15 protein-coding genes are annotated in these 23,543 nt (G+C 38.6%); 3 read left to right on the forward strand and 12 right to left on the reverse strand.

The genetic code is table 11. The features are described 5' to 3' along the window. Positions 1 to 7: 7 nt before the first annotated feature. Both P0077_RS01285 and P0077_RS01290 read right to left on the reverse strand, forming a co-directional pair. Positions 8 to 439 carry a response regulator gene (locus P0077_RS01285; RefSeq protein ID WP_276167375.1) on the reverse strand — a complete coding sequence of 144 codons (432 nt, stop codon included), beginning with the start codon at positions 437 to 439 and terminating at the stop codon, positions 8 to 10. A 338-nt stretch (positions 440 to 777) separates the two neighbouring features. Beyond that, positions 778 to 1,197, reverse strand: coding sequence for a hypothetical protein (locus P0077_RS01290; protein WP_276167376.1), 420 nt, complete (start codon positions 1,195 to 1,197; stop codon positions 778 to 780). Positions 1,198 to 1,671: 474 nt separating this feature from the next. Between P0077_RS01290 and P0077_RS01295 the strand changes: the two genes are divergently transcribed. Then, the gene (locus P0077_RS01295) at positions 1,672 to 1,818 is read left to right on the forward strand and encodes a hypothetical protein (protein ID WP_276167377.1); all 147 of its coding nucleotides are present in this window, start codon (positions 1,672 to 1,674) and stop codon (positions 1,816 to 1,818) included. Positions 1,819 to 2,096: 278 nt separating this feature from the next. Then, positions 2,097 to 2,645, forward strand: a complete 549-nt coding sequence (locus tag P0077_RS01300; protein ID WP_276167378.1) for a hypothetical protein — start codon at positions 2,097 to 2,099, stop codon at positions 2,643 to 2,645. Positions 2,646 to 3,009: 364 nt separating this feature from the next. Here the strand turns inward: P0077_RS01300 and P0077_RS01305 are convergent, their stop codons facing one another. The 9 genes from P0077_RS01305 to P0077_RS01340 all read right to left on the reverse strand — a co-directional run bounded on the left by P0077_RS01305 (position 3,010) and on the right by P0077_RS01340 (position 22,290). Beyond that, complete coding sequence (locus P0077_RS01305; protein ID WP_276167379.1) at positions 3,010 to 3,894, reverse strand: PorP/SprF family type IX secretion system membrane protein; 885 nt, start codon at positions 3,892 to 3,894, stop codon at positions 3,010 to 3,012. A 23-nt stretch (positions 3,895 to 3,917) separates the two neighbouring features. Continuing rightward, positions 3,918 to 7,382, reverse strand: coding sequence for a T9SS type B sorting domain-containing protein (locus tag P0077_RS01310; protein ID WP_276167380.1), 3,465 nt, complete (start codon positions 7,380 to 7,382; stop codon positions 3,918 to 3,920). 4 nt (positions 7,383 to 7,386) lie between these two features. Beyond that, a complete protein-coding gene (locus tag P0077_RS01315; protein ID WP_276167381.1) occupies positions 7,387 to 7,818 on the reverse strand; it encodes a hypothetical protein in 432 nt (143 codons plus the stop codon). Between the two features lie 570 nt (positions 7,819 to 8,388). Then, complete coding sequence (locus P0077_RS01320) at positions 8,389 to 8,913, reverse strand: Crp/Fnr family transcriptional regulator (RefSeq protein ID WP_197057950.1); 525 nt, start codon at positions 8,911 to 8,913, stop codon at positions 8,389 to 8,391. Between the two features lie 240 nt (positions 8,914 to 9,153). Beyond that, a complete protein-coding gene (locus tag P0077_RS20925) occupies positions 9,154 to 9,318 on the reverse strand; it encodes a DUF6747 family protein (RefSeq protein WP_349292970.1) in 165 nt (54 codons plus the stop codon). A gap of 819 nt (positions 9,319 to 10,137) precedes the next feature. After that, positions 10,138 to 15,567 (reverse strand): carbohydrate-binding protein, encoded by a 5,430-nt coding sequence (locus tag P0077_RS01325; protein ID WP_276167382.1) that lies wholly within the window; start codon positions 15,565 to 15,567, stop codon positions 10,138 to 10,140. Between the two features lie 366 nt (positions 15,568 to 15,933). Further along, positions 15,934 to 17,637 (reverse strand): RagB/SusD family nutrient uptake outer membrane protein, encoded by a 1,704-nt coding sequence (locus P0077_RS01330; protein WP_276167383.1) that lies wholly within the window; start codon positions 17,635 to 17,637, stop codon positions 15,934 to 15,936. 11 nt (positions 17,638 to 17,648) lie between these two features. Then, complete coding sequence (locus P0077_RS01335; protein WP_276167384.1) at positions 17,649 to 21,017, reverse strand: SusC/RagA family TonB-linked outer membrane protein; 3,369 nt, start codon at positions 21,015 to 21,017, stop codon at positions 17,649 to 17,651. A 100-nt stretch (positions 21,018 to 21,117) separates the two neighbouring features. After that, positions 21,118 to 22,290: a FecR family protein gene (locus P0077_RS01340; RefSeq protein WP_276167385.1), complete on the reverse strand. Its 1,173-nt coding sequence runs from the start codon at positions 22,288 to 22,290 to the stop codon at positions 21,118 to 21,120. A 307-nt stretch (positions 22,291 to 22,597) separates the two neighbouring features. Here P0077_RS01340 and P0077_RS01345 point away from each other — a divergent pair, with 307 nt between their 5' ends. Then, positions 22,598 to 23,188 (forward strand): RNA polymerase sigma factor, encoded by a 591-nt coding sequence (locus P0077_RS01345; protein ID WP_276167386.1) that lies wholly within the window; start codon positions 22,598 to 22,600, stop codon positions 23,186 to 23,188. Between the two features lie 105 nt (positions 23,189 to 23,293). On the opposite strand, the gene P0077_RS01350 is transcribed toward P0077_RS01345, so the two are convergent. Further along, entirely contained in the window at positions 23,294 to 23,539 is a 246-nt protein-coding gene (locus P0077_RS01350) for a glycoside hydrolase family 95-like protein (RefSeq protein ID WP_432422808.1), read from the reverse strand. Between the last annotated feature and the right edge of the window lie 4 nt (positions 23,540 to 23,543).

The raw sequence follows: 23,543 nt of genomic DNA on the forward strand, positions 1-23,543 counted from the left end.
ATTGGATTTAAGCCACAACATTGATGATGGCATTCCCTCCGAGAGCGTTCCGGTGGAGCGAACTCAAGCAAACCTTTATGGAAGCGACCAAAGAATCAAACGAGTCGGGCTTTTTTAAATATCTATTAGCTCCTAGCTTAAAAAGTTCAGCAATTCGATCAATATCATATTCAGTTGAATATATCACGATAGGTACAGAATCAAATTTGCTATTTCTCCGCAGAGCTTTAAGGCAGTCTTCTCCAGTAATGACAGGCATATATAAATCTAAAAAGATTATATCAGGGATAAGAGGTTTGGTAGAGATCTCATTCACAAGTTCTGCGCCGCTGTTATATTTCGATAATTCGAAATTACCATTGATTTTAGAAAGTGATTCACTAAAAAATTCTTGATCATCGTGATCGTCATCCACCAAAAATATTCTCAATACTTCCATACCTAACTGTCTTTTAACAATTAATCTTTTTCATGCTTCTGTTAAAATTGATACTAATTCAAAATTGATAACCCGTCCCGTAATGTTCGAGTGTCTAAAATTTAACAAATATGACGTGTGGGGATATAGAATTTCGAATTTCTCAAAATATGAGCCTTAAAATTATGTATTATACACCAAGGTAATTAGTGTTAAAAGAAGGAAAGTTGACTCAAAACCTTTCTTATAAACTTTTCCAACAACCATCCCAATTTCGGCCAAGTCACCTCAATAAGGAGGTATTATTCAAATAAAAAACGGCCTGATCGGGCCGTTTCAAATGTAATTACCATTTACCTCTAACCTAAAGCTTTTTTTTGTAGCTCTATAGATTTCTGCACATCTGCCAAATCCACTAATAACTCATCAAAAGCCTCTTGGGCAATTCCTTCCCTCTTCATGACATCGATAAAAGATGAGCTTTCTTTATCACCATTAGATCTAACGACTTCTTTTATCAAAAGTTCTCCTTGTAGAAGACTAGGGAGGTTTGGTTGTGGGTCAGGACCACCAAATCTCATTTTCCATAACGGTGGGGGTCCAGGCCAAGGCCATGGACGATCATCAGGACCATCTGGGTTTGGAGTATAGCCAACTAAATCGTACCATTTTATAAACTTGGCCAGTTCATAAAATTGGATGAGATCTTTAAGAAACCTTTTCGACTGCGGAGTCAAAGTTCTGGGCCATACGCCCGGTACAAATTGAATTCGTGACATACTTGTTTATTTTTAGGTTAATACTCCATTCTGTACCAAGTTATTATCATTTTACGACACTATAAGATAACGTTGTATAATTTGTAGGTATTACTGTACAAAATGTAAAAAAGCTATCAAAAAGCAGTTTTTTTAATGAGTTTTGTACTAGAAGCATATAGCTACGGCATATGAAGCGGACAGTATGCACAGGAACTGTTTTAGCCAGAGTAAACTTTTATAAATTAAAACCTAAGTTACAGTACACAAGCAATAATTGGAATGACAAGGCCAGTAATTAGTCTTAAATATGTATTTTTAAAGTGGTATATGGATTAACAGCACAACTTGAAAAGTATACTTATATTTGTAATTTATACGTTTAAACAATAATTATAATGATACGTAAAGAACCTCATTTATACGAAACGGTTGTTTCGGCACTTGAAGCTGAGGCTAAAAGACAAAACCGTAGTCTTAAAATTACCTAGAATTTTGGCTATTGAACAGGCTAAAAAATTAGAAGTTCCATCTAAGGAATATACTGATATGATGGATAAACTTTTAACTAAGTTTGATAAGAACGAAATAGAATTTTCTACTATTGAAAAGGTAATGAGCAGAAATGGCATATCAAATTAAAGTTTCAAAAGATGCTGAAAAGGATATTCTAACTGCAAAATGTCATTATCGAATTACAAAATTGGAAGGAGCTTTGATATTAATTTTAGGAATCAAATTGATTATCTGAAAGCGAATCCATATTTGTTTCATATCTATTATAGGAATGTTAGAAGGGTTCATTTTTCTAATTTCAAGTACTCCTTCGATTTTTTAATTCAAAATGATACAATCTCCATTTTAAGAGCATTGCATCACAAACTAAAGTTCAAAATAAAGGATTAATCCTGAACTAAAAAATGACGGACCAAAGGATAACTCTCAAATATATTACATCTCTTATAGGTTCTGTGGTTATTACTTGGACCCTGCATGAATTTACACATTGGATCACAAGTGAATCTCTGGGATATGAATCCATAATGCGCTTAAACTCCGTATCTGCAGTGGACGGTCAGCAACGGACGGATCTGCATAAAATGTACATTTCCGCATCCGGACCAATAATTACCGTTCTTCAAGCCATATTTGCATTCCTAGTACTTATGACAAAGGGCTGGAACAAATTCATTTATCCGATTTTATTTACTCCATTATACATGAGGTCGCTAGCAGGGGCAATGAATTTAATCAATCCCAACGACGAAGGCAGAATAAGTGATTTTCTTGGAATTGGACTTTTTACCTTATCAATAATTGTTTGCGGATTTCTATTTTTTCTTGTCTTTAAAACCTCAAGAAAATACGGACTGAATTGGAAATTCAACTTTTGGACAACAATAGTGATAATGGCGGTCAGTTCAATTATAATACTGTACGACCAGTTTATAGGAATTAGGATTCTGTGAAGAACGAAAACAAAACTAAACACAATTGAAGCCTAATCCTTTGTTACCTTGTTCTCGTACAATTTATTGTCACTAACGTTTGTTTATCTTTGAAGAGCAACGGTGTCAAGCTCACCATAAATAGTTCGAATAATTGATCCTTTTATGGACTTTCCCATAATTTACAAATCCTGAATTATCAATTGAAGAAAACGGGGAAGGCTACATTTCGAACTATCATTTCTTGAAAGATGAAGACTACACTATAACTGAATTGGTATAGTTAATCCTTTCTTACGCCGCTGATTATTGAATTTATCTGTTAAACAAAATGGCCAGTATCCTTTTATGAACTGGCCAGTTTTATCCAAACAAAGCAAGACTTCTATATTCTCAATCTCATGAACAGCTCGTGTGTACCTCTTTCTATGCCACTTACAGGGCTTTCGGTTGCGTTTTCATATGCATACCCCAAATCAAAACCTCCGCTGATATTGAATAAACACAGACCACTAATACTTTCGCTAAACCTATAACCCGCGCCGATAGTAAAACGCTCGGCAAAACCAACCATACCGGTGAGTTCATACGATACCGGGGAAGCCGAAACAAAACGCAGCATATTGCTAAGGTACAGATTGGTAGATTCTGAGAGCTCGAACTCATATCCGCCGGCAAGATACATATGTACTTTATCAGTACTTACCCTTGCCTCTCCATTTTTCTCTTCCAATCTTTCCGGTGTGAATAATTTGGGGATAGAAGCGGAAACAAAGTATTTATCATTTTTCCAGTACAGACCAACGCCAACATTTGGCGTAAATCGGTTATCAAAGTTCATCAAACTACCATCTTGCCCTACCCCATAAGTCTGGAGACCTTGCGTATTGGCATCATAGGTATTTGCACTTCCTTTAAGACCAAAGAACAATTGATTTTTCTGGGAAATTTTTAATTGATAAGAAATATCTACTCCTACCCATGTTTGGGTTTCTATAAAAGTCTTATCATTCAAAATTGAAACTCCCAAGCCTACATTTTTACCTAAGGGTGTTCCAAAAATAGCACTTTGGCTTTCAGGAGCTCCCTCTACCCCTGCCCATTGACTTCGGAGGCCCAGGGCAAATTCTAGCCCTTCATTGCTACCAGCATAAGCGGGGTTCACTACGTTCATGTTATAGCGGTAGAACGAGTATTGCGGATCTTGCTGGGCATAAAGACCTATGGATGTCAGAAGCACGCTAAAGATTGTTATTACTATAGATTTCATTATATATATTGGTTTAGTTATGGTTAATAGTTGACAAATATCCAACCTTTCAACGGAGCCTCATCATTTCCTAGGTCGATTACGTAGAGATAAGATCCGGAAGGCAGTTTCTCGTTTTTATCTTTAAAGAAGCCCTGCCAATCGTTTCGATAACCCTTCTGGGCAAAAACTTCATGACCGTATCGGTTATAGACCCGCACCGTGTTATTGGGGTAATTTTCTATTCCCGGCACTACCCAAGCATCGTTCATACCATCGCCATTAGGCGTAAAGGCTTCTGCTGGACTCAGTGTAGGTTTGCTGTCATAGGGAAAATAGTCCATATTGTCTGGAATACCATCATTATCATCATCTTCGTCCCTGGTGTCCGGAATACCATCATTGTCGTTATCGGCAGGTGTATCCATTGAATCGGTGGCGTCCGTTCCATGTTCAATTTCCTGTTCATCAGAGTACCCATCCCCATCATCGTCGGTATCGGCATTATCACCGGTACCATCACCATCTGTATCGATGGTTTCTGTTTCATCCAGCGGGAAGTCGTCCTCAGTATCCCAAATACCATCATTGTCGTCATCCTCATCAACATTATCCCCTAGGCCGTCCCCATCGGTATCAATATCCTCTTCACCATCGTCATCATCATCGGTATCTGCATTATCACCGATTCCATCCTCATCAATATCCGACCATTCATTAGAATCTTTTGGAAATTCGTCGTCGATATCCACAATCCCATCATTATCGTCATCATTATCAGTATTGTCTCCGGTTCCATCGCCATCGGTATCGGTATCCTCGTTTTCGTCTAATGGAAATGCATCCTCCGAATCCGCTGTTCCGTCCCCGTCGTCATCCGTATCCACATTGTCTCCGGTTCCATCACCGTCCGTATCGGTATCTTCGTTTTCGTCTAATGGAAATGCATCCTCCGAATCCGCTGTTCCGTCCCCGTCGTCGTCATTATCGGCATTGTCCCCGGTTCCATCACCATCCGTATCGGTATCCTCGTTTTCGTCTAATGGAAATACATCCTCCGAATCCGGTGTTCCGTCCCCATCGTCATCCGTATCCCCATTGTCCCCGGTTCCATCGCCGTCCGTATCGGTATCCTCGTTTTCGTCTAACGGGAAAGCGTCCTCTGTATCAGGTGTGCCATCGTTATCATCATCTAAATCACAAACGTCTCCTGTACCATCACTATCGGTATCCGTTTGATTGGCATTAGCCGTATCCGGGCAATTATCAGTGCTTTCCGGAATCCCATCATTATCTTCATCAACATCATCAGAAATCGTAACTATTAGATTCTTTTGAAATTCATTCCCATCTTCATCTGTAGATAAGATTCGAATCGAGTAAGAATTTTTGGTTTCATAGTCATAGACAACATTAGCCTTAAGACCGTTTCCGTCAATCGTGAAATGATCATTATCTTCATCTCCAATCCCTGCCACCAACATATAAACATGGGAATCACCATTATCTGCATCCACTGAAGAAAATGAGCCAATAACCGCTCCCTCTAAATTGTTCTCCATAATTGTGTTTGGAGCAAGGGTTACGTCAGACGGTGGATTACTAATATGAAAAACAGGATTTGTGACAAAAGAGTGAAAAAGTGAACTAAAATTATTGCCTGCACCGCCGTTGTCATTGCCGTCACATGAAAGATAAATACTTTGTCCTCCTGTAATCGCAGGGTTTGATGCCCGCTCCTTCAAAACGACATAGTAGTTTTCATTTCCGGTAAGTTCCGGATTGGTTTCAAACAGAAACTCGAACTCAGCAGCATTGGAGTTCGCCCCAATGTTCAACTCTGCTGAGGATGCTACTAAGGATGTGAATTTTTCCGAAGGATTAGCTGAGCCCGGATTATCATCTGTATCGTACAATTCCAAATATAAGTCGTAATCGGCGCTTACGTCTGTATTCGCAAGTTTCAAGGTAACGCTTCTTAAAATTTCATCCTCATTGGAACTGATGGTTTGCCAGGCACCGGACCAACCAGTACTGCAACTATCATCTCCATTGCCAGTATTTTCAGACTCTATGGTGGCAGTTCCACTTTCATTAGTAAGTTCGATATAAGAGTCTTGTGCACCATCGGGTACTATTACCTCAACCGTATTTTCGTCTATTACGGTGAAAGAGGCGTTTAATCCCCCCACTAGAACATTATTAGTAGTCAAGAAATGAGAACCTGAAAGGGTGATCATCTCACCAAAAGCCGCATTATTAGGACTAAAGGAAGTTAAGACTGGAGGAGCCTCGAGTGTTGTTAAATCTTCACTTATAATCTCGGTATAGGTATCTTCGACCCCGTCAAAATATTCTGCCACGAAGTAGAAATCGTAATCCGTAGAAGGTGTTAGACCATTTAATGAAAATATATATTCTTGATTGGCCTGCATCGGGGAATTACCCGAACCGATCAATGTTACTCCATTATAATCAACTCCGTTCTCGATCTGTTCACTGGTAGGTACCGGTGATTCATCAGGAACTAATATCCAATAGCCAGTGCCTGATTCATTGATACGGGCCGTATAATCTGCGGAATTATACGTTACATTGTCAAAAGCGCCTATGGCTGCATTGGCAACCCTGGCGATAATTTCGTCGATTTCAGGCAGCGTTCCGGCACCGTAATACCATATAAGTTCATCACTTTCGTTAGCGGCCAAATCGTTAAAACGTACATATAGCGCATAAGAACCGTCTCCCGTTTCGGTAACATTATTTGTGGCTGGATTTTGATTGGTGGCATTACCAAAGCTGCAACACCTATTAATGGTCGAATACGCCCTATCGGAATTACTAAAAAATAAAATAGCTTCTTCAGAAGTAGATATTTTAATTGCCTTGGCTTGATCCGCCTGATTGTCTAGAATAACGAATTCCTCATCAACCAAGTTTCCTCGTTCCTTTGTTGGCCCATCGCTACCTCCAACATAATCATCTCTGGTACCTACCCAAAGCCGAACATTTTCAGCATTGCTAGCGCTCATATTGGTTATCTTTACTTTAATGGCGATGTACCCTTCCGGTTGTAGAAGCTCATAAATATTCTCCACCCTGAAATCCTGTCCGTTGATGGTAATATCTCCATAAGTCCTAATTTGTCCATAACCATCACCAGTAGCGGCATTCGTGATGGTAAAGTTTGAATAATCAAATACTTGGTTGGCCAAGGCGGGATTCTCGGTCAGACTACCACTGGTATTCCAGTTTTGGGTACCATCACCTCCAATACCCCATTGGATGTCCAATGGATAAGTAGAGTAGGTCAATTTTCGATATTCAGAACCATTATAATAAAATGGTTGCTCCATGTTTCCATAGGTATTGATAGAGTTCTGGTTACCGTTTCCAATTCGCAATCTATCATTGTTTAAGATTTTATTCTCCTGTGCGTATAAATCAGTCACATTGAATAATAGACCAAAAAGAATGGCCAATCCTATCTTCAAATAATCCACTCTCATCTTTTTATTGTTTTTTAGTTATTTGCCACTCCAAATCCTTTTTTATGAATTGAAATTCAGCATTCGTAGTTTGTTCCTTACCATTTTGCCTTTTAGAAAGGTAGATTCTGAGTAAGGCCTGATTATTTTCAACATGTAACGTATGGATATGAATCAATGGAAAACCCTGTATAGATTCCACTTGATTTTTTTGGATTATTTCGACGGGAACACCATCTATAGCAAATGTGTCCGGGAGTTCTAAAGTGACACCGTGGTCTAATATGTAAATCTTTGACACCTGATTGAAATCAAGCTCTAAAGATTCCCACAGTGTTTCATCTGATACAGCATTGGACAAAAGGTTTTGCGTTGTATTTTGCGCTTTCAAATCTTGCGTATAAATGGACAGAAAAACTGTCAGCATAAAAATTAATGGTGATAATTTAATCTTCATAGGGTTAAGAAATTTGGGTTGTCCAACAGAAACTGGAGCTAAAATGTTTTAGTGATTATTGTATAACTATTAAAGGTTAAGCATTGCTATCTTTAGGAAGCAAAGTAAGGTTCAAAAGCCCATAGAAAATGCTTAAAAATGGGCAAAGGTTTCCCTGTTCATACTAGATGAACTTTTCAAAGCACGGTTGATAATAACCGTTTATACTATGACTTTAGGAATTCTGAGGTAGTAAGGAATCGCTATTTCATTGTTTAGGTATATTCTGGTTTGGTTGTTATTTATTATTGATCAATAGTAGTGTGAACAATAATATTATACATGAAATTATATTATTGTGTTTGTAGGAAAACGTTAGTGAAATTAACTTATTACCCTGCATATTTATACAAACTTGACAAATGTCAATTTCAGATCATTTCTTACAAAATAAAAAAATCAGACATTCCCAAACTAAATGAAGGATTAAAATAATAACTTTCACTCTATCAATACGTTGAAGAAAAAGTATTGTACAAAATCGATAAACGACAACATTTTCCCGATAAACTTCAAATTTTGGAAATCGGACTATTTTTTTAGCAGTCTACTCAAAGTTTCGGGTCTCATGGCCAAAAAAGAAGCTAAATATTTTCTAGGTATGCGATCAGCAATAGCTTTTTTACTATGTTCTAAAAAGTAGTCTAACCTATTTGAAGCATTTGGAATTCTAGCTAAGAGCACTCTATGTTCCGATAACATATAATACTCCTCAAGCATTATCCTGCTAATATGATTCATCTCTGGAAAACGTTGCAGACAGTATTTGTAATCTTCATATTCCAAATAATCACAATAAGTCTCTTCTATACACTGTATATTTTCTCGGGAAGGTTGATTTCTAAAGAAGCCCGTTATGGAGGTAAATACTTCGTTTTCACTATCTATCCAAGTCGTAATATCAATTCCACCATTATTAAAATAGCCCCTTACCATTCCCTTTTTAATCAAGTAAAGTCGGTTACAGGTCTCACCGGTCTTACTTACGATTTCATTTTTTTGAAAGTGGCAACTTTTGATTTTTTCACCTAAATATGATTTTAGTTCCTTTCCCATAGGATATATAGAGTTAAGGAATATTAAAATAAATAGATTTCTCTCTTCAGCTGAATTGGAGGTCATTGAAATGGTATTGGTCTGGTTGCACAAAAATACACCAATCCTATTATAAAAGCAATCCATACCCCATATCCTAAAATTTAAAAAACCGGCTTAAACCCAAGTTTTAAACCGGTTGAATCCCTATATTATTGATTACTAAATTTCGATTTTCTTTGTGAACGGATTAAAAATTACTTAAAGGTAAATCCAGTATATTCTATATAGAAACGAATGGACTACAACCATAAGTAAAACTACTATAAACCAAGTGAAAAGCTTAAGATAGTTTCTAATAACAATGTTGCTTATAACTTTGATGCCTTCTAGATAAATGTTCTTTAGAAGTAAAACTGTTTTCATATTCGGGGGATTTTCAGACGAAATTATTTGTACCTCCTCCAGAGCCAAAATACTTTGGTGTACCGCCCATTTTTTCTTTTAGAGCAATTTGGAATAGCGGTCGGACGAAAAGTCCATGTTCGGAAGAATTGTCCAGTGGTCGTTAAATTGAAAGAGAAATAGGGCTTTCCATTGGGGAAAGCCCTTAGATAGGTATACACATGACACTACCCGTTAACTATAAATATCCTATCTAGAAATTCTTTCTTTTTCTGCCCGTCCATAATTTAAACTATCCGATTGATACAATATTAATAGAGCGAATCACATTGTTATAGACAAGCGTTAATTTAGAAGGTTTAAACCATATAATTAATTGAATATTAACGACTAATTAAAATTAATTTGTTGAAATAAAAAATGTTTTGATCCTTTTGCTGCATTTATGGAAATGACCTTTTGCGTGAGGAGACCAAATTGCTCCAAAAAACTCGATAACCCAAATGCCTTACGCCATCTATTGCAAATTCTGGCAGTGAAGTCAATGTAAGCATGACACCTTCAAATAAAGCGATGATAGTTGTCGAGGTCCAAATTATTATTTTATCTTTTTTATTTTTGCATAATTAATCGATTTTGTACATCATAATATAACATCCAAATATTTCAAAATTTATCAGAAAGGTCGCCTGGAATCCCTCCCCAAAATTTAGCTTCAATTGTATGATATCCTTTACTTTGCGGACTGCTTATCAAAAATTTATCTCATTTCCACTTTACCCTCGCAATAAATAATGACTCATTTTCAATTTACTTTATAACGTGGTGTTTTAGCCGTATTTATTTCTTTACAACTATACTCACCTTCTTCGTTCTGTCATTATGCAGGACAAGAAAATATAGTCCGCGATACTTACTTCTAAAATCAATGGTGAATTTTTCCGTTTCCTTACCGATGTCTCCCTTGAAAACTTTCCGCCCAAAACTGTCATAAACCGAATATCTGTCATACTTGCTTTTGGGTAGTTCTACGGTCAGCTCCGTAACAACCGGATTAGGATACATTCGGGTTTTGCCAATTATAAATTCGGGCTCTTCATAGGCTCCTTCTGCTTCTGTTGGTTCCTCTCCCCAAACCAACTTATCGTTCAAGTACACGGCTATTTTTTCGTTTAGCATATAATCCTGATTATCCGAATATGAAAAGTCATCGGTTTCATCAAAGGCTTTCCAGTTAGACTTTGCCAGCCTTGTACGTATCTCACCGGAACTGCTTAATGCGTACAACGTATCGTTATCGGAAAAGGTCAGTTCTAAGTACTTATTGGCACCTGAATAAGGGGTTTCCATATCATGAACCTGACCTTTAATATGAGCTTTATTTAGTTTTGAATAGTCTATATAGAAGTTGACCGCCCCCTTATGCCTGTCCGAAAACCAGTACTTGAGCTTAATATCATTTAAGGATACATCAGTATTGCCGATATTCTTAATCAACAGGTCCGGTCTCATATTTTTATCGGAAGGCCTTCCCGCATCTCCCGTTCTATGTACAAGTTGAAGTTCTGTTCTGGAAACAATGTCTTCCGGTTCATTTCCATACACCAGGCTGCCTTTATAGTATAAAGTAATGTTCCTATTTTCAACCATACTATCCGTACTGAGATAAGAATAATCGTCAGCTTCATTAAAAACGGACCAATCACTTTTAGAAATAAAGGTTTTAATAAGTCCTGTACCGGCATCTGGCAAAATGTCCGGGCCGCCCAAGAAAGAAAGTTCCATATAATAATGTCCGCCCAGTTTTAAGGGCTCGCTCTTTTTAAAACTACCATTAATGTTCTCCGCGCCAATTGCCGCATAAAAACATGTAAAGTTAAGTGGGGCATAATCTTCTGCAGTAAACCAATAACGCACGGTAATATCTTCAATAGATATGGGCGCTACTCCCATATTTAATATTTCTAAATCCGTAGCAATATTTTTGTCTGCAGCGTTGCCTTTGGTTTTGCTAGTCAGGCTTAGACGTGGTATTTCAGATTCCGGCACACCGTATACCTCCACCTCTGCCAGCGCTAGGGCCAAATTGTCCGAATTGTTTAATTGGACACGTACACGTTCCCCACTTACACCCTTGGCATCAATAAATACATATGGATCAGGATAGGTGGTATAAGATTTGGAAAAAGTAATGGAATCGCCCTTTATAATACTTACAGTGAAATTAGATAAGCGATCTGAGCAACAATCCGTTCTGTTGTAGATGTACAAGAAATCTACAGCATGCGTTTCGTTCAGGGTTACTTCCCACCAAGGGTTCTCTTCAACAGCGGTATGTGTTACCGATTCGTCTCCAAATCTACCACTGGTGTTACCATCAATTGCCCGAGAACTATCCCCACCATAAGCTGTGGAAGATTGCTCCGCTGAACCTAGCAAAGCTCTATTTTCGCCTTTTTCCGGTATGGCTTCAAACTGAAATTCCTTAAGGGACACCGCACTGTTGTCAAACAAAATGTACAAATCTTGAATTTCGGTTGCTCCAGAAATATCCGCAGTTATATCAATCCATCGTGCTGTATCCGTTTCTTCATTTATCTTGTAGGTTCCTAATAATTGTCCACTGACATTTCCTAAACGTAATTCTATGCTTCCTTGGTTTTTAGAAGATTTTATACGAGCGTTAAACCTATATGCTCCCTCATTAAAATCTACGAAACCGTACCTTAACCAAGCCGTTGTATCCATTGTACTTACAATCTCGTTACCAAAATCATCCGTATCCATAACTACACCGGATTTTCCACAATAGCTGACTGCTTCAATTTTATTGTAGGCATCAAAACCCTCACAGACTATGTTATCCTCATCATTTATTGACGGATCTACTATGTCATAACCGTCTTCCCCATTATACATGGTTATATTGTCGTAATAAACGGTGCGTGTTTCGTTTTCCTGATAATGATTAGTGTTATAATTGTATTGCCCAGTTCGTAACTCGCTTCTGCATTCCGGACAATCCTTTCTATCCGTATCTGCGTTCCAACTTCCATAACCTAAGGATATATTATCCTCTTCCATTACTTTCTCGTCATCTACCCAGACCTCCATTAATCCTTGGTCAGTTGCAGATAATACAAAATGAACGATGATATTTATATTGCGGTTGCGCGGCACATTAGAAAATATGGTGTTTTCCTTAATCTCACTTTCTTCGGTTTCTATGTAGTCCGAGCCATTGCCCCGATAGGCCATCACCAAATCGTTATTGTTCATTTTTAACATAGCTTCCCACATTTCTACATCTCTGCCGTAACCGATAACCTGTGCGATTGCCGCTTGTACATCGGTACCGTAATCCTCACCAATATTAACGGTTACACCATACCATCCTTCTTTTGTGGTACTCCACACTTCGGTATCGGAACAAACCTCGGCACTTTCATCTTCTTCTGTGCCATCGTAACCACCCTCCATACTCCAAAATGTTTTAAGACGACCGTTCTCAACTTTAGCGTAGTGTGGTTCCTTTGTAGTACATGAATGGAAAGGGATAATTTCCCCATTATCAAAATTGTTGGATGCAGTTAATATTGCCGGTGGCGGCAACACGACTTCTTTGTCCGAAAAAGAGAACCAGTCTATATTGTAATAGGTGCCGCTAAACCGCAGATAAAGTTCATGAACCCCGGTTACCTCTTCGTTCAGGGGGATTTCTACTTCTTCCCAAATTTCCCAGCCGCCAGTCTTTGGTGCCACGGCATAACCTATCCTAGTACCTTCTTCCGGGTCATCTAGCATGAGGCTAATATATCCTTGGGCCGTGTCCAAACCTGCAAGGTTGAGTACTGCGCTAAGCGGAGCGGTATCGGTAAAATCAACACTACCGTACCTTATCCAATCACCATCTTGAATACCACCCAAATATTCATCGTTTATAGGGACAACGCCGAACATATCGCAATAATCCAAAGCATCTATTTCTGTATATGCTTGATATTGGGTACCTGAGCACTCATCATTGTAGAACAAAAAATTATCAACTCTAAAGATGTTTTCTCCTTCCCCGTTAAAGATCAGAAATATATCTTGTAAACCACTGATATTATTATCCGTGTAAGCGGAAAAGCTTTTATAAATATCATCCCCTCCCGTGTCTTGTATTCCCACACTTGCCAATAACTCTCCGTCTTCCGAGCCTTGGCGTACTTCTATAGTTCCTTCTTCTTTTGTAGAAGATACCGAGAGCCGTACCGCGTTATAGGTGTCGTCGTTTCCAAAATCCATATTTGAAAATTGTAAAAAACTACCACTTTCTTTGGCTAATACCGCCTGGTTCGTAGCCGTAATTTCAACGAGCTCCACTCCTTGGGAATTGCAAAAGCCCTCTGCGCTGATTGGCAGAATGGGGTTAAACGTGCTTACCGCACAAGAGTCGTAATCAAACCCGAATCTATCTAACACCAACGAGTCGCTACTATTGCCTTTTACAACAAAAAAGACATTGGTTACCCCTTCTACCTGGTTTATCAATTCCGTTTCAAATTTCTGGAATTCGCCTGAGGTGCCGTTAATGGTCAATGTGGCCAAATGAAGACCATCTACACTGGAGCCGCGTACTTCGATGACGACTCCATCTACATCAGATTTGACTATGGCCCTTACCTTTGCGACATTAGTTAAATCCAGTCCTGTAAAACCCACATAATCCCCAATTTCAACAGATGTTACACCAAGTTCATTATTCCCGCTTATAGCAACAGGTTCAACTCCTATCATACTATCATGGCATTCTGCCTGCAAATTGGATAAGGAGTTGTTACAAGGACGTTCATAGCTGCAATCTGCTAATACCGTAATTGTATTAGCCGTGCCTCTGTCAGTAACAGGGCCGCAACTGCTTATTTCAATTTCGGTTGCGTTGTCCCCTATCACAATCGGGTACAATGTTTCGTTTTTAAATTTAAGTTGAGTTGCCGTTCTGTATAAAGGCTCTTCTCCCGAACCTTCTAGCCATCTATGCCCATATCTTTTGCCTCCAACCTGTAATTCAATATCCGAATTAAAGTATGTGGTTCCATCATGTAAGGTAAGATCGTGGTTGCTTCCAGAAAAATAAAAATAGGGCGTATTTCCTATTTTTGGTACATAATTATCCAGAAGTGTAAGTTCTATAGTTGAGTTAGACCTTTCTACGTCTTCCGATAATAAAGGTCCTATAGAGGCATCACCCCTACTGTTCGTCATCTGGGTATTGGAACCTACCCAAAACCCGGTCTCACATGCCAGTACCGTGCAGTTTTCTACGAGTTTCTCCGTGTAATCCCATCCGATAGTAACCCCAGAACGCATTTTTACCACCGTACAGTTAACGACCTTTGTCCCTGTTGTACTCCTAGATTCATCCGTACCATAAATATTTCCGGTAGTATAACTCCTAATCCCATCTTCCTGTAGGCTAAATTTATAATCGTGCTCTAAATCTTTAAGACTATAACCCCAAACGGTCCTAAAATCTACATTATCGGCAGGGCTACCCGTACCTTCTTCTTCCAATACTTCATTTAAAGTCCTCAATTCTCCCTCCACGTAGCAATTTTCTATTAGTGCATCTTGAGAACCCTGCATAAAAATGCCATGCCCATAAGCCCGCATCATTACCGTACAATCCTTTATGTGGTTTCTATCTCCCCTCACCAATATACCCGCATGTTTTTGGTGCCCTATAACACTACCACCTCCTTTTCCAAATATGTCTCCGTATCCATACGGATAAGAGCCTCTAGTAGTAATATGAAAGCCTTCTATTCTGTTATCCGCTCCATCTAAGTGTACGGCCTCTGCTCCTCTACTCGGTTTTTTGTTTCCGATATCCTCCATCGTGAGGTTAGTGTACACATTATTATTACCTGTAGGCCAGAATTCTACAACCCAATTACTTCCAAAAGCCGATAGTATTTCCGTATCGAATTCAAAAATCACGTCTGTAAAGTCAAACGTACTATTAGATCCCGTAAACAAAAGAATTTCAGGATCCGAGAACAACTTGTCCGGACCGCAATTATCCTCGTTAAAGTAATAAGTGCCAGGTGCCATAACAAAATTTTTATCGCTAGCAGCTAAATGTTCCTTTAGTTCTGATAGGGAGTTAATTACGGTCTGTGCACTTGCACTGGTGCCTACAAAAAGACATAGCCATGCTAACACAAAAAAACGATGCGAGCCGTAAGGGATAAAAGCTTTTCGAATTGAAGATTTATTTTTCATCTGTTCTATTTTTATAATGCTTTTTATTGTGGGGAATTGTAACGGTTGCGGTTGACAAGGTTCTTAGGTAAAATTGGAAACGTTGCATCCAATTCCTACTTAATAAATGTATTGCCTTACTTTTTCTGATGTAAAGCAATAACCTTATAAGGCTACATGAAGCGCGTTAATTACAATTTCAATGAAATTCTACACGATTAACAGATACTTTATATTTGTTTCAGATTATTTAAAAACATATAAAGCGGTCATAATTAAGCTGGATTTAGCGTTTAAAAAAGTAAAATTAATTCCGACAGCATCAATACGTCAATACTGCCGGTATTTTAGTCTTTACATCGTAATATAAGAGGAAATGTTTGACCTCTAATTGTATCCAGGAGTTTGCTCCACACCTGTTATTTGAACTTCTGATCTTTCAATAGGTATAAAGTTCAGTTTCTCATTCCAAGCACGGTCAAATAACAAAACAGGTTCGTATGTTTTAACGCCAGTGTCCACATCCTTAATGATATCCATTCCATAAAGATCTACGGCCTCGGTATATTGAGCGATGCCCCATCTTCTAACGTCAAAATACCTATGCTCCTCAAATGCAAGTTCTATACGACGTTCGTTATACAACCGGGTCCGAAGTTCTTCTCCTGTTATGCTATCCGGTATAGGTGGCATTTCTACAGTTGGGCGTTGTCTTATATAATTCAGGTATTCCCTACAGACGCCTTCGTTTCCTAATTCGAACATCGCTTCTGCATAGTTGAGATAAATTTCGCCTAACCTAAAAAAGTGAAACGGAGTGGTGTAATTAATGTCCCAATTTAAAATTGGTTCCGTATCCGTTCCGGGCATAAATTTTCTGAGGGTGTAATTGCTTCTTGGATTATCACCACTTTCTTTATAGGAATCCATACCCCAAGCACTTTCATCCGAAGAGACCCATTTTTCCAAAATGACCTCGCGGAATTCCGTCCCGTCAAAATTTATAGATTGATAAAATCTTGGATCCCTGTTGGCATAAGGATTCTGTGGATCATAACCAGAAGCTGGATTTATGGTAGTATTGACATGATTGACTTTTATGAAAGGAAGTTCTCCATTGGTCATTTCATAATCATCTACCAAATTTTGAGCTACTCCACCGGCACCGCTCCAACCGCCATAGGCACCCCATCTTCTACCAAGCATATACATAGGCTGGTCATGAGCATTGGATTGCGTATAATTTCTTCCCCAAATCAATTCTGTATTGACTGATCCAGAAGGGGCATTAAAAAGGGAAGTGTAATCTGGGTGCAAAGAGAAATACCCATCATCTATGATATCAAAAGCAGCATCAGCCGCTTTCTGCCATTTAGACAAATCGTTGGAGGGATTAAACAACGGACTGGCCATATATAAGTACAATCTAGAAAGAATAGCTTTAGCAGCAGATTGGTTAGCTCTTCCAAACTCACCATCGCTGGCGTATATTACAGGAGGTAAATCTGGCATTGCAGACGCAATATCCGACTCAATATAAGCTACGCACTCATCAATTGTATTACGGGAGAACGTTAATTCATCATCCAGTTCCAACACCTCTTCAATGATGGGAACACCTCCGAACCTAACGATCAATCTGGAATACATATACGCCCTTATGACCTTAGCTTCAGCTATCAAAACCCTTCGTTCTTCTTCTTCAAGCACCTCATCAGTCTCCATTCTATCCAAGAAAACCAGCACTTCTCTAATTACATCATAATCCTTGTTCCACGTATATACGCTTCCACCTCCTCTAAAATTAGCCCTATCATCAACATTATCAGGGTCTAATGTAGCATTTAAAATAGGTCCAGGATAGCGATTTGCATCGTTAAAAACCATTTCATCTACTGCCTTGGCCATCATATTAGGACCTTTGGAATGATCTATTCCCGCATATATCTGATTGTGATAAGAACGTATCAATGCGGCATCTGTCCACACGGCCGATTCTGCGATTCTATCCTTTGGTGGAATGTCTAAAATATCATCACTACAGGAAAATAGTGATAATGCTATAATAGTTATATATAATATATGTTTCATTTTTTCTGATTCTAAAAGTTCACGTTAATTCCATAATTGATTACTCGAAGCTGAGGATAGAAAAGGGCTTGCCCACTTACCTCCGGATCTGTAAATTCAATTTCTTTTGCCCAGGTGAGCAGATTAGATCCGCTTACGTACAACCGCACGCCGCCCAATCCTATTTTAGAAATAACATCCTCTGGTAACGAATAACCGATCTCTGCGCTTTTGAGTCTTACAAAAGTTGCATCAAACAAGAAAAAAGTATTGTCTCCTGGGTTGTCGTGTCTTGCTCTTGGCATGGTACCATTAGGATTGTCTACAGTCCAACGATCTTCAGCCCTTAGTACAAAAGCGTTTGCGGGTTCGGTAGTTCCAAGATCTTCGAACCTTGTAGCGTAATTGACCGCCCCTGCCTGCCCCTGAAAGAACAGGTTCATATCAAAATTTTTATAATTGATTCCCGCATTTAGACCAAATACCCATTCCGGTGTATCAGTTTTATCATACCTAAACTTATCCAGGTCATTAATTTCACCATCCTCGTTAAGGTCTATAATCTTAATATCGCCAAGACCGCTATTCGCACGGTGCGGATAAGCATCTAATTCTTCTTGGGTATTGAATATGCCATCTGTCTCATAGAACAAGCCTGCATTGATAGGTTTTCCCGTCTGGTCTTGATACGCCTCATCATTAGGAACCTCATCCATAAAGACAACTTCACTGGTGGCATAGGCTACATTGGCGTTTACAGAGTAGTTAAAATCTTCTCCAATACTATTTTGGTGCGTCAAAACTATTTCAAAACCTTTGGAATCTACCTCCCCTATATTTTCATCCGGCAACCCTGGAAACCCAACTATTTGTGGTATGGACAGGTTACGAGACGTTAAAATATCAGATCTGTTCTCTGTCCAAAATGTTAGTTCTGTACCCAAAAGCCCTCCTAAAAAGTCAGCCTCCAAACCTATATCCGTCTTTTTACTTTTTTCCCATGTTATGTAGGCATTGGGTAAAGTGTTAGCGGAAACTCCGGGAACATCTGTTGATCCAAAAACATAATTGTTGTTAAAGGAAAAAGATTGTAGGTATTGGTATTGTCCTACGGCATCATTACCAAGCTCACCATAGGAAAATCTTAATTTTAGGTTGTCTATAAAAGAAACATTGTCTCTAATAAACGGTTCTTCAGAAAGTCTCCATCCCCCAGAAACGGCCGGAAAAAAACCGTATCGTTCTCCTTCTGCAAATATTTGCGAACCGTCATATCTAAACAAAAACTCAAGTAAATATTTAGATTTAAAGTCATAATTGAAACGGCCAAAGTAATTGTTATATGCACTTGCCGTAGTAGTCCCAGAATTGTTCTTGTCCTCTGGGGCGTTACTTCCTGCATTCAGCTGATCTATTGCAGAGCTTACATAATTTTGTCTATAAGCTTGAACATAACTGTGTTCGTTCTGTTGTTGCTCTTGCCCCACCAAAGCACTTACATTGTGGTCGCCAAACTTAGTGTCATAAGATAATCTATAGTTATATAGTAAGGTGGTAAACTTGTCATAGCGATCACTAAGATTTGGTGTTGGTGGGCCTAATGTTCTTTGATCGTAGTTTCCGGTATTTACGTTGTACGAAGAAAAAGTATAGGGCAAAGTCCAAGTTCTGTCGGTATGGTTGTCCTGATCGTAATTAAAGGAAGCATCTATCTTTAGCCCTTTCACAAAAGGTACTTTATAAGTTGCGGTAAACGTGGTGTACAGTGGTGTTTGTTCAATACGATTATACCCTCTTCTATCTAGCAGCAATGGGTTTTCACCTAAACGGCCTGGTGCTATATCCCCATTTGGATATCTTGCCGGAAGCGTAGGCAAAGCTCGGAGAATGTTGTAAAAATTTACAAAGTTGCCCGCTACGGAGTAGTCCTTTTTGTTAATGATGCCGGAAAGATTGGCTCCCATTGTTAGGTTGTCCGTAAGGTCTGCCTCAACATTTACACGTACATTATGTTGTCTATAATTTGTAGGGTTGTTGATATAATGGCCTTCTTGGTTTAAAAAGGAATAAGATAAAAGATAACTTATTTTATCCGAGCCACCACTAGCGGATAAATTAAACCGCTGCTGTAAAGGCATGCTTTTAAGCGTTTCTTGCGCCCAATCTGTGTTGGGGTAAAGTATAGGGTCCGAACCATCACGGAATTTTTGAATATCCGCTTCTGAATAAAAGGGAGTAAAATCGTTTGCGCTTGGACGCCCCTGTGCATAAAATTCACCTTCGTTATAGGTTTCCGCATAGGCAACAGAGCCCAATACCTCCGGAACCACCGTTGGCTTACTTATGGCCGTGTCAAAAGATAAATTAAATTCGGTTTTTCCGCTTCTCCCCTTTTTGGTAGTTACCAGAATAACACCGTTAGCTGCTCTTGCTCCGTATATGGCTGCAGATGCATCTTTTAAAACAGATATATTTTCTATATCGGATGGGTTTAACCTACTTAAATTTCCACGAGGTACCCCATCTATTATTACCAACGGATTGTTATTGTTAAGCGTAGCGGCCCCACGAATTAAAATACTGGGGTCATCGCTTCCCGGTTGTCCTGTTCGTTGGTTAGCTATCAGTCCCGGTAATCTACCTTGCAGGTTCGCTGAAACATTCGCACTTGGTGTTTGAGTCAATGTTTCCCCCTCTACTGTAGCCACAGAACCGGTTAATGTTTTTTTGGATTTTGAGCCATAACCAACAATTACCACTTCATCTAGACCCTGTGAGTCCATCTCCATACTTACTTTAAACTGAGTGCGATCACCAACGGAAAGCTTTTGTGTTTTGTACCCGATGTACGATATGGAAATTGTAGCATTTTCATCCGTTACCTCCAAGCTAAAATTACCATCAAAATCAGTAGTGGTCCCATTGGTCGTGCCTACCTCAACAATAGTAGCTCCGGGGAGTCCTACTCCTACTTCGTCTAAAATCTGTCCGGTAATACGAAGCCCTTGATTCTGCTTGGAGACCGGTTTAGCCAATCGTCTTTTCTTTATTAGGATGGTGTTGTTCTTGGTCAATTCAAAACTAAGGTTATTCTTAAATAGTACGCGATCAATCAACTCTGAAACTTTAACCTCTCCTTTGGTCAGTTGTATTTTTGACGCGCCCTTGAACAAGGATTTTGGGTAGATAAAATTTAGATCGGTCTGTTTTTTAATTATTTTAAAGACCTGGTCCGCACTTACCGTCCTGTCTTTTTCTATAGTTATCTTTTCTTGTGACAGCGTATTTTCCGGCACAAGACAGAAAACAGCGGTACTGAATAAAAAGATAAAAAGTTTCATAATAGTCTTCAGTATCCGTTTTCGCAGAAGCGAACGGATATAAATTAATTTGATTTCCATAAATTTGTTCTGGTGTTAGTTGTTATTCATCAATTAATACTTAAAATGCTGGGGAACGAAGATTTGACACGACCAAATGCTTATTTCTCGTTCCTCTTTTTTATTCTAATATTACTTTCTTCTCATATATCTTGTAGTTTTTGATTATTCCAAAGTTTTTGATTCCCGTTAGTATTTCTTCTAAATCCTGATCCTTTCTTAACACGCCGATGAATTCCTCATTTTCCACCGCTTGATTTTGAAATACAAAAGTTACATCGTACCATCTGGAAAGCACTGCCATCATCTCTTTGAGGGATTTATCCTCAAAACTGAACACCCCTTCTTTCCAAGCGGTCTCGTTATATACATCTACCTCCTTAACCGTACCTGTGTTTAAATCCTTATTAAATTGAAACTGTTGGAAAGGTTTTAATGTCTCATTAAAATCGTTCGTATGAACAGCCACTTTTCCCTCTACCAATGTGGTATTTACATTAGCTTCCTCCAGATAGGCCTTTATATTAAATTCCGTACCAAGTACCTTAACTTCTTGAGATTGATTGTACACTACAAAACTAGATCCACCATTCTGGGAACTAGGTGATACATCAAAATATGCTTCCCCATATACCAATTCTACCTTTCTGGTTTCGCCTGCCTTAAAGTCTACCGGATACTTCAATTGTGTTTCCGAATTTAACCAGACCTTGGTGCCATCACTCAGCTTTACCAAAAACTGCCCTCCTCTTGGTATGGTAAGATAATTGTACTCTACGTTTAAGTTCCTTGATTTTTGCGCGTATGTAATTTGCTCTCCGTTACTATCCGCATTTTGCTTTTTAAAAACATTCCCTTTTTCCAAAATTACCTGTGATCCATTGGCCAACGTCAATATCGCCTTGTCCGTTCCCGGAACAATACTATTAGTCTCCTCTAGAACAATAGGTGTTTGAATTTGCTTTTCCTCTGAAGTCCTATTGAGCAAAAAATAGCCTGCAAGTACCGACAATAAAACCAAAGCAATGGAAGCTGCGTATTGGTAAGGAGCTAGCTTTCTAAATTTGTATCCTAATGAGTTCTCTCTTTTTATAGTAGTGAGTAAATTGTCCAGTAGCTCTTTGGTATCCGGTTCCTTTACACTAAAAAAAACAGCATAGTGCACTTGCACATATTCACTAAACACTTTTTTATTCTCGTCATTTTCTATCCAAACCGCCAAACGGTCCAAATCTTTTGCCGTTGCCGAGTCCGTTAAAAATTTTACGATAAGGTTTTCTATTTCCGGTAACATCTTTTAGTATCCTATTTATATGTATTACAAAGCATTTTTACACACTACTTGCTTTTTTTGTATTTTTTTTACATTTATTGTAAAATTACACCTTCTATTATGCATATTCATAGATTAACACCTTTTCTTTGAAAGAGATAGTCATTCAAATGACTTCTTTTAATTTTAATAAATCTCTTAAATTTTAAACTGAAAATAGTACATTAAATATCAGTAAAAACTTAACAGAATATAGTATCTTGATAGAACGTATAACCAAATTTTCTTTAAACCAAAACAAATAACCGCGATTGCATAAAATAGCTTTATGTCTATAAAAAATCTACACGATATTAATCTTACCGAGGGACTAAAAAGCGGTAATGAAAACGCTTACGCACAGTTGGTAAAAACTTATCACAAGCCATTATTCACTTATGCCCTTAGTCTTAGCAATTCAGAAGCAACAGCAAAAGACATTGTCCAGACCGTATTTCTTAAAACTTGGGAGTACCGGAAAAAACTAAAGCCGGAACTTTCCATTAAAAGTTTCCTGTATAAGACCACGTACAATGAGTTTATAAACCAATACCATAAAAACCGTAAACTATCTATTCTAGAACGCACCTATATGGAAGCCCTAGATGAAATGGTTGAGGACACCCATTCTGAATTGTTCGAGCGTAAAATTCGACTGATTACAGAAGGTATTTCCAAACTACCGAAAAAGTGCAAACAAACTTTTTTGCTAAGCAAAAAAGATGGTCTTACCAACATTGAAATAGCGGAATACCTAAATGTATCTGTGCGAACGGTAGAATGGCAACTCAACAAAGCCTACAACCTATTGCGAAAGCAGGTTGGCCTAAAGATGGAAAACATTTTGTTTTTGATTTTCAGCGGAAAAAGGAAACTATAAGGGCGTCATCAAAAAATCTTACCTAACATTTACTATTAAATGTTAGCTACAGGTAACAGCGCAACCATTACGTTTAAAGTCTCCTTACCAAACACCTTACTGCTTTCATTCAATCGTTCTGGATTCTCCTTTTTTAAAGGTTACGCTTCCTTTAGGTTCGCCCTTAACACTAATCGGAACTTTTCCCGCGTTATCCGCAGAAACAACAGCTTCCACCAGTTTGCCTTCCTCCCATACCATATCAATGGTATAACCACCTCTGGCCCGTAGCCCTTTTACCGATCCATTTTGCCAAGCTTTTGGCAAGGCGGGCAAAAGGTTAATTTCCCCATTATGACTTTGCAACAACATTTCC

The organism is Zobellia alginiliquefaciens (assembly GCF_029323795.1).
In the GTDB taxonomy this organism is placed as follows: Bacteria; Bacteroidota; Bacteroidia; order Flavobacteriales; family Flavobacteriaceae; genus Zobellia; species Zobellia alginiliquefaciens.

Excerpts from the sequence above, each read along its gene's own strand:
- P0077_RS01310 (WP_276167380.1), bottom strand. The coding sequence starts at position 7,382 with ATGAGAGTGGATTATTTGAAGATAGGATTGGCCATTCTTTTTGGTCTA.
- P0077_RS01290 (WP_276167376.1), bottom strand. The coding sequence starts at position 1,197 with ATGTCACGAATTCAATTTGTACCGGGCGTATGGCCCAGAACTTTGACT.
- P0077_RS01335 (WP_276167384.1), bottom strand. The coding sequence starts at position 21,017 with ATGGAAATCAAATTAATTTATATCCGTTCGCTTCTGCGAAAACGGATA.
- P0077_RS01340 (WP_276167385.1), bottom strand. The coding sequence starts at position 22,290 with ATGTTACCGGAAATAGAAAACCTTATCGTAAAATTTTTAACGGACTCG.
- P0077_RS01330 (WP_276167383.1), bottom strand. The coding sequence starts at position 17,637 with ATGAAACATATATTATATATAACTATTATAGCATTATCACTATTTTCC.
- P0077_RS01285 (WP_276167375.1), bottom strand. The coding sequence starts at position 439 with ATGGAAGTATTGAGAATATTTTTGGTGGATGACGATCACGATGATCAA.
- P0077_RS01305 (WP_276167379.1), bottom strand. The coding sequence starts at position 3,894 with ATGAAATCTATAGTAATAACAATCTTTAGCGTGCTTCTGACATCCATA.
- P0077_RS01325 (WP_276167382.1), bottom strand. The coding sequence starts at position 15,567 with ATGAAAAATAAATCTTCAATTCGAAAAGCTTTTATCCCTTACGGCTCG.
- P0077_RS20925 (WP_349292970.1), bottom strand. The coding sequence starts at position 9,318 with ATGAAAACAGTTTTACTTCTAAAGAACATTTATCTAGAAGGCATCAAA.
- P0077_RS01300 (WP_276167378.1), top strand. The coding sequence starts at position 2,097 with ATGACGGACCAAAGGATAACTCTCAAATATATTACATCTCTTATAGGT.
- P0077_RS01320 (WP_197057950.1), bottom strand. The coding sequence starts at position 8,913 with ATGGGAAAGGAACTAAAATCATATTTAGGTGAAAAAATCAAAAGTTGC.
- P0077_RS01345 (WP_276167386.1), top strand. The coding sequence starts at position 22,598 with ATGTCTATAAAAAATCTACACGATATTAATCTTACCGAGGGACTAAAA.
- P0077_RS01350 (WP_432422808.1), bottom strand. The coding sequence starts at position 23,539 with ATGTTGTTGCAAAGTCATAATGGGGAAATTAACCTTTTGCCCGCCTTG.
- P0077_RS01315 (WP_276167381.1), bottom strand. The coding sequence starts at position 7,818 with ATGAAGATTAAATTATCACCATTAATTTTTATGCTGACAGTTTTTCTG.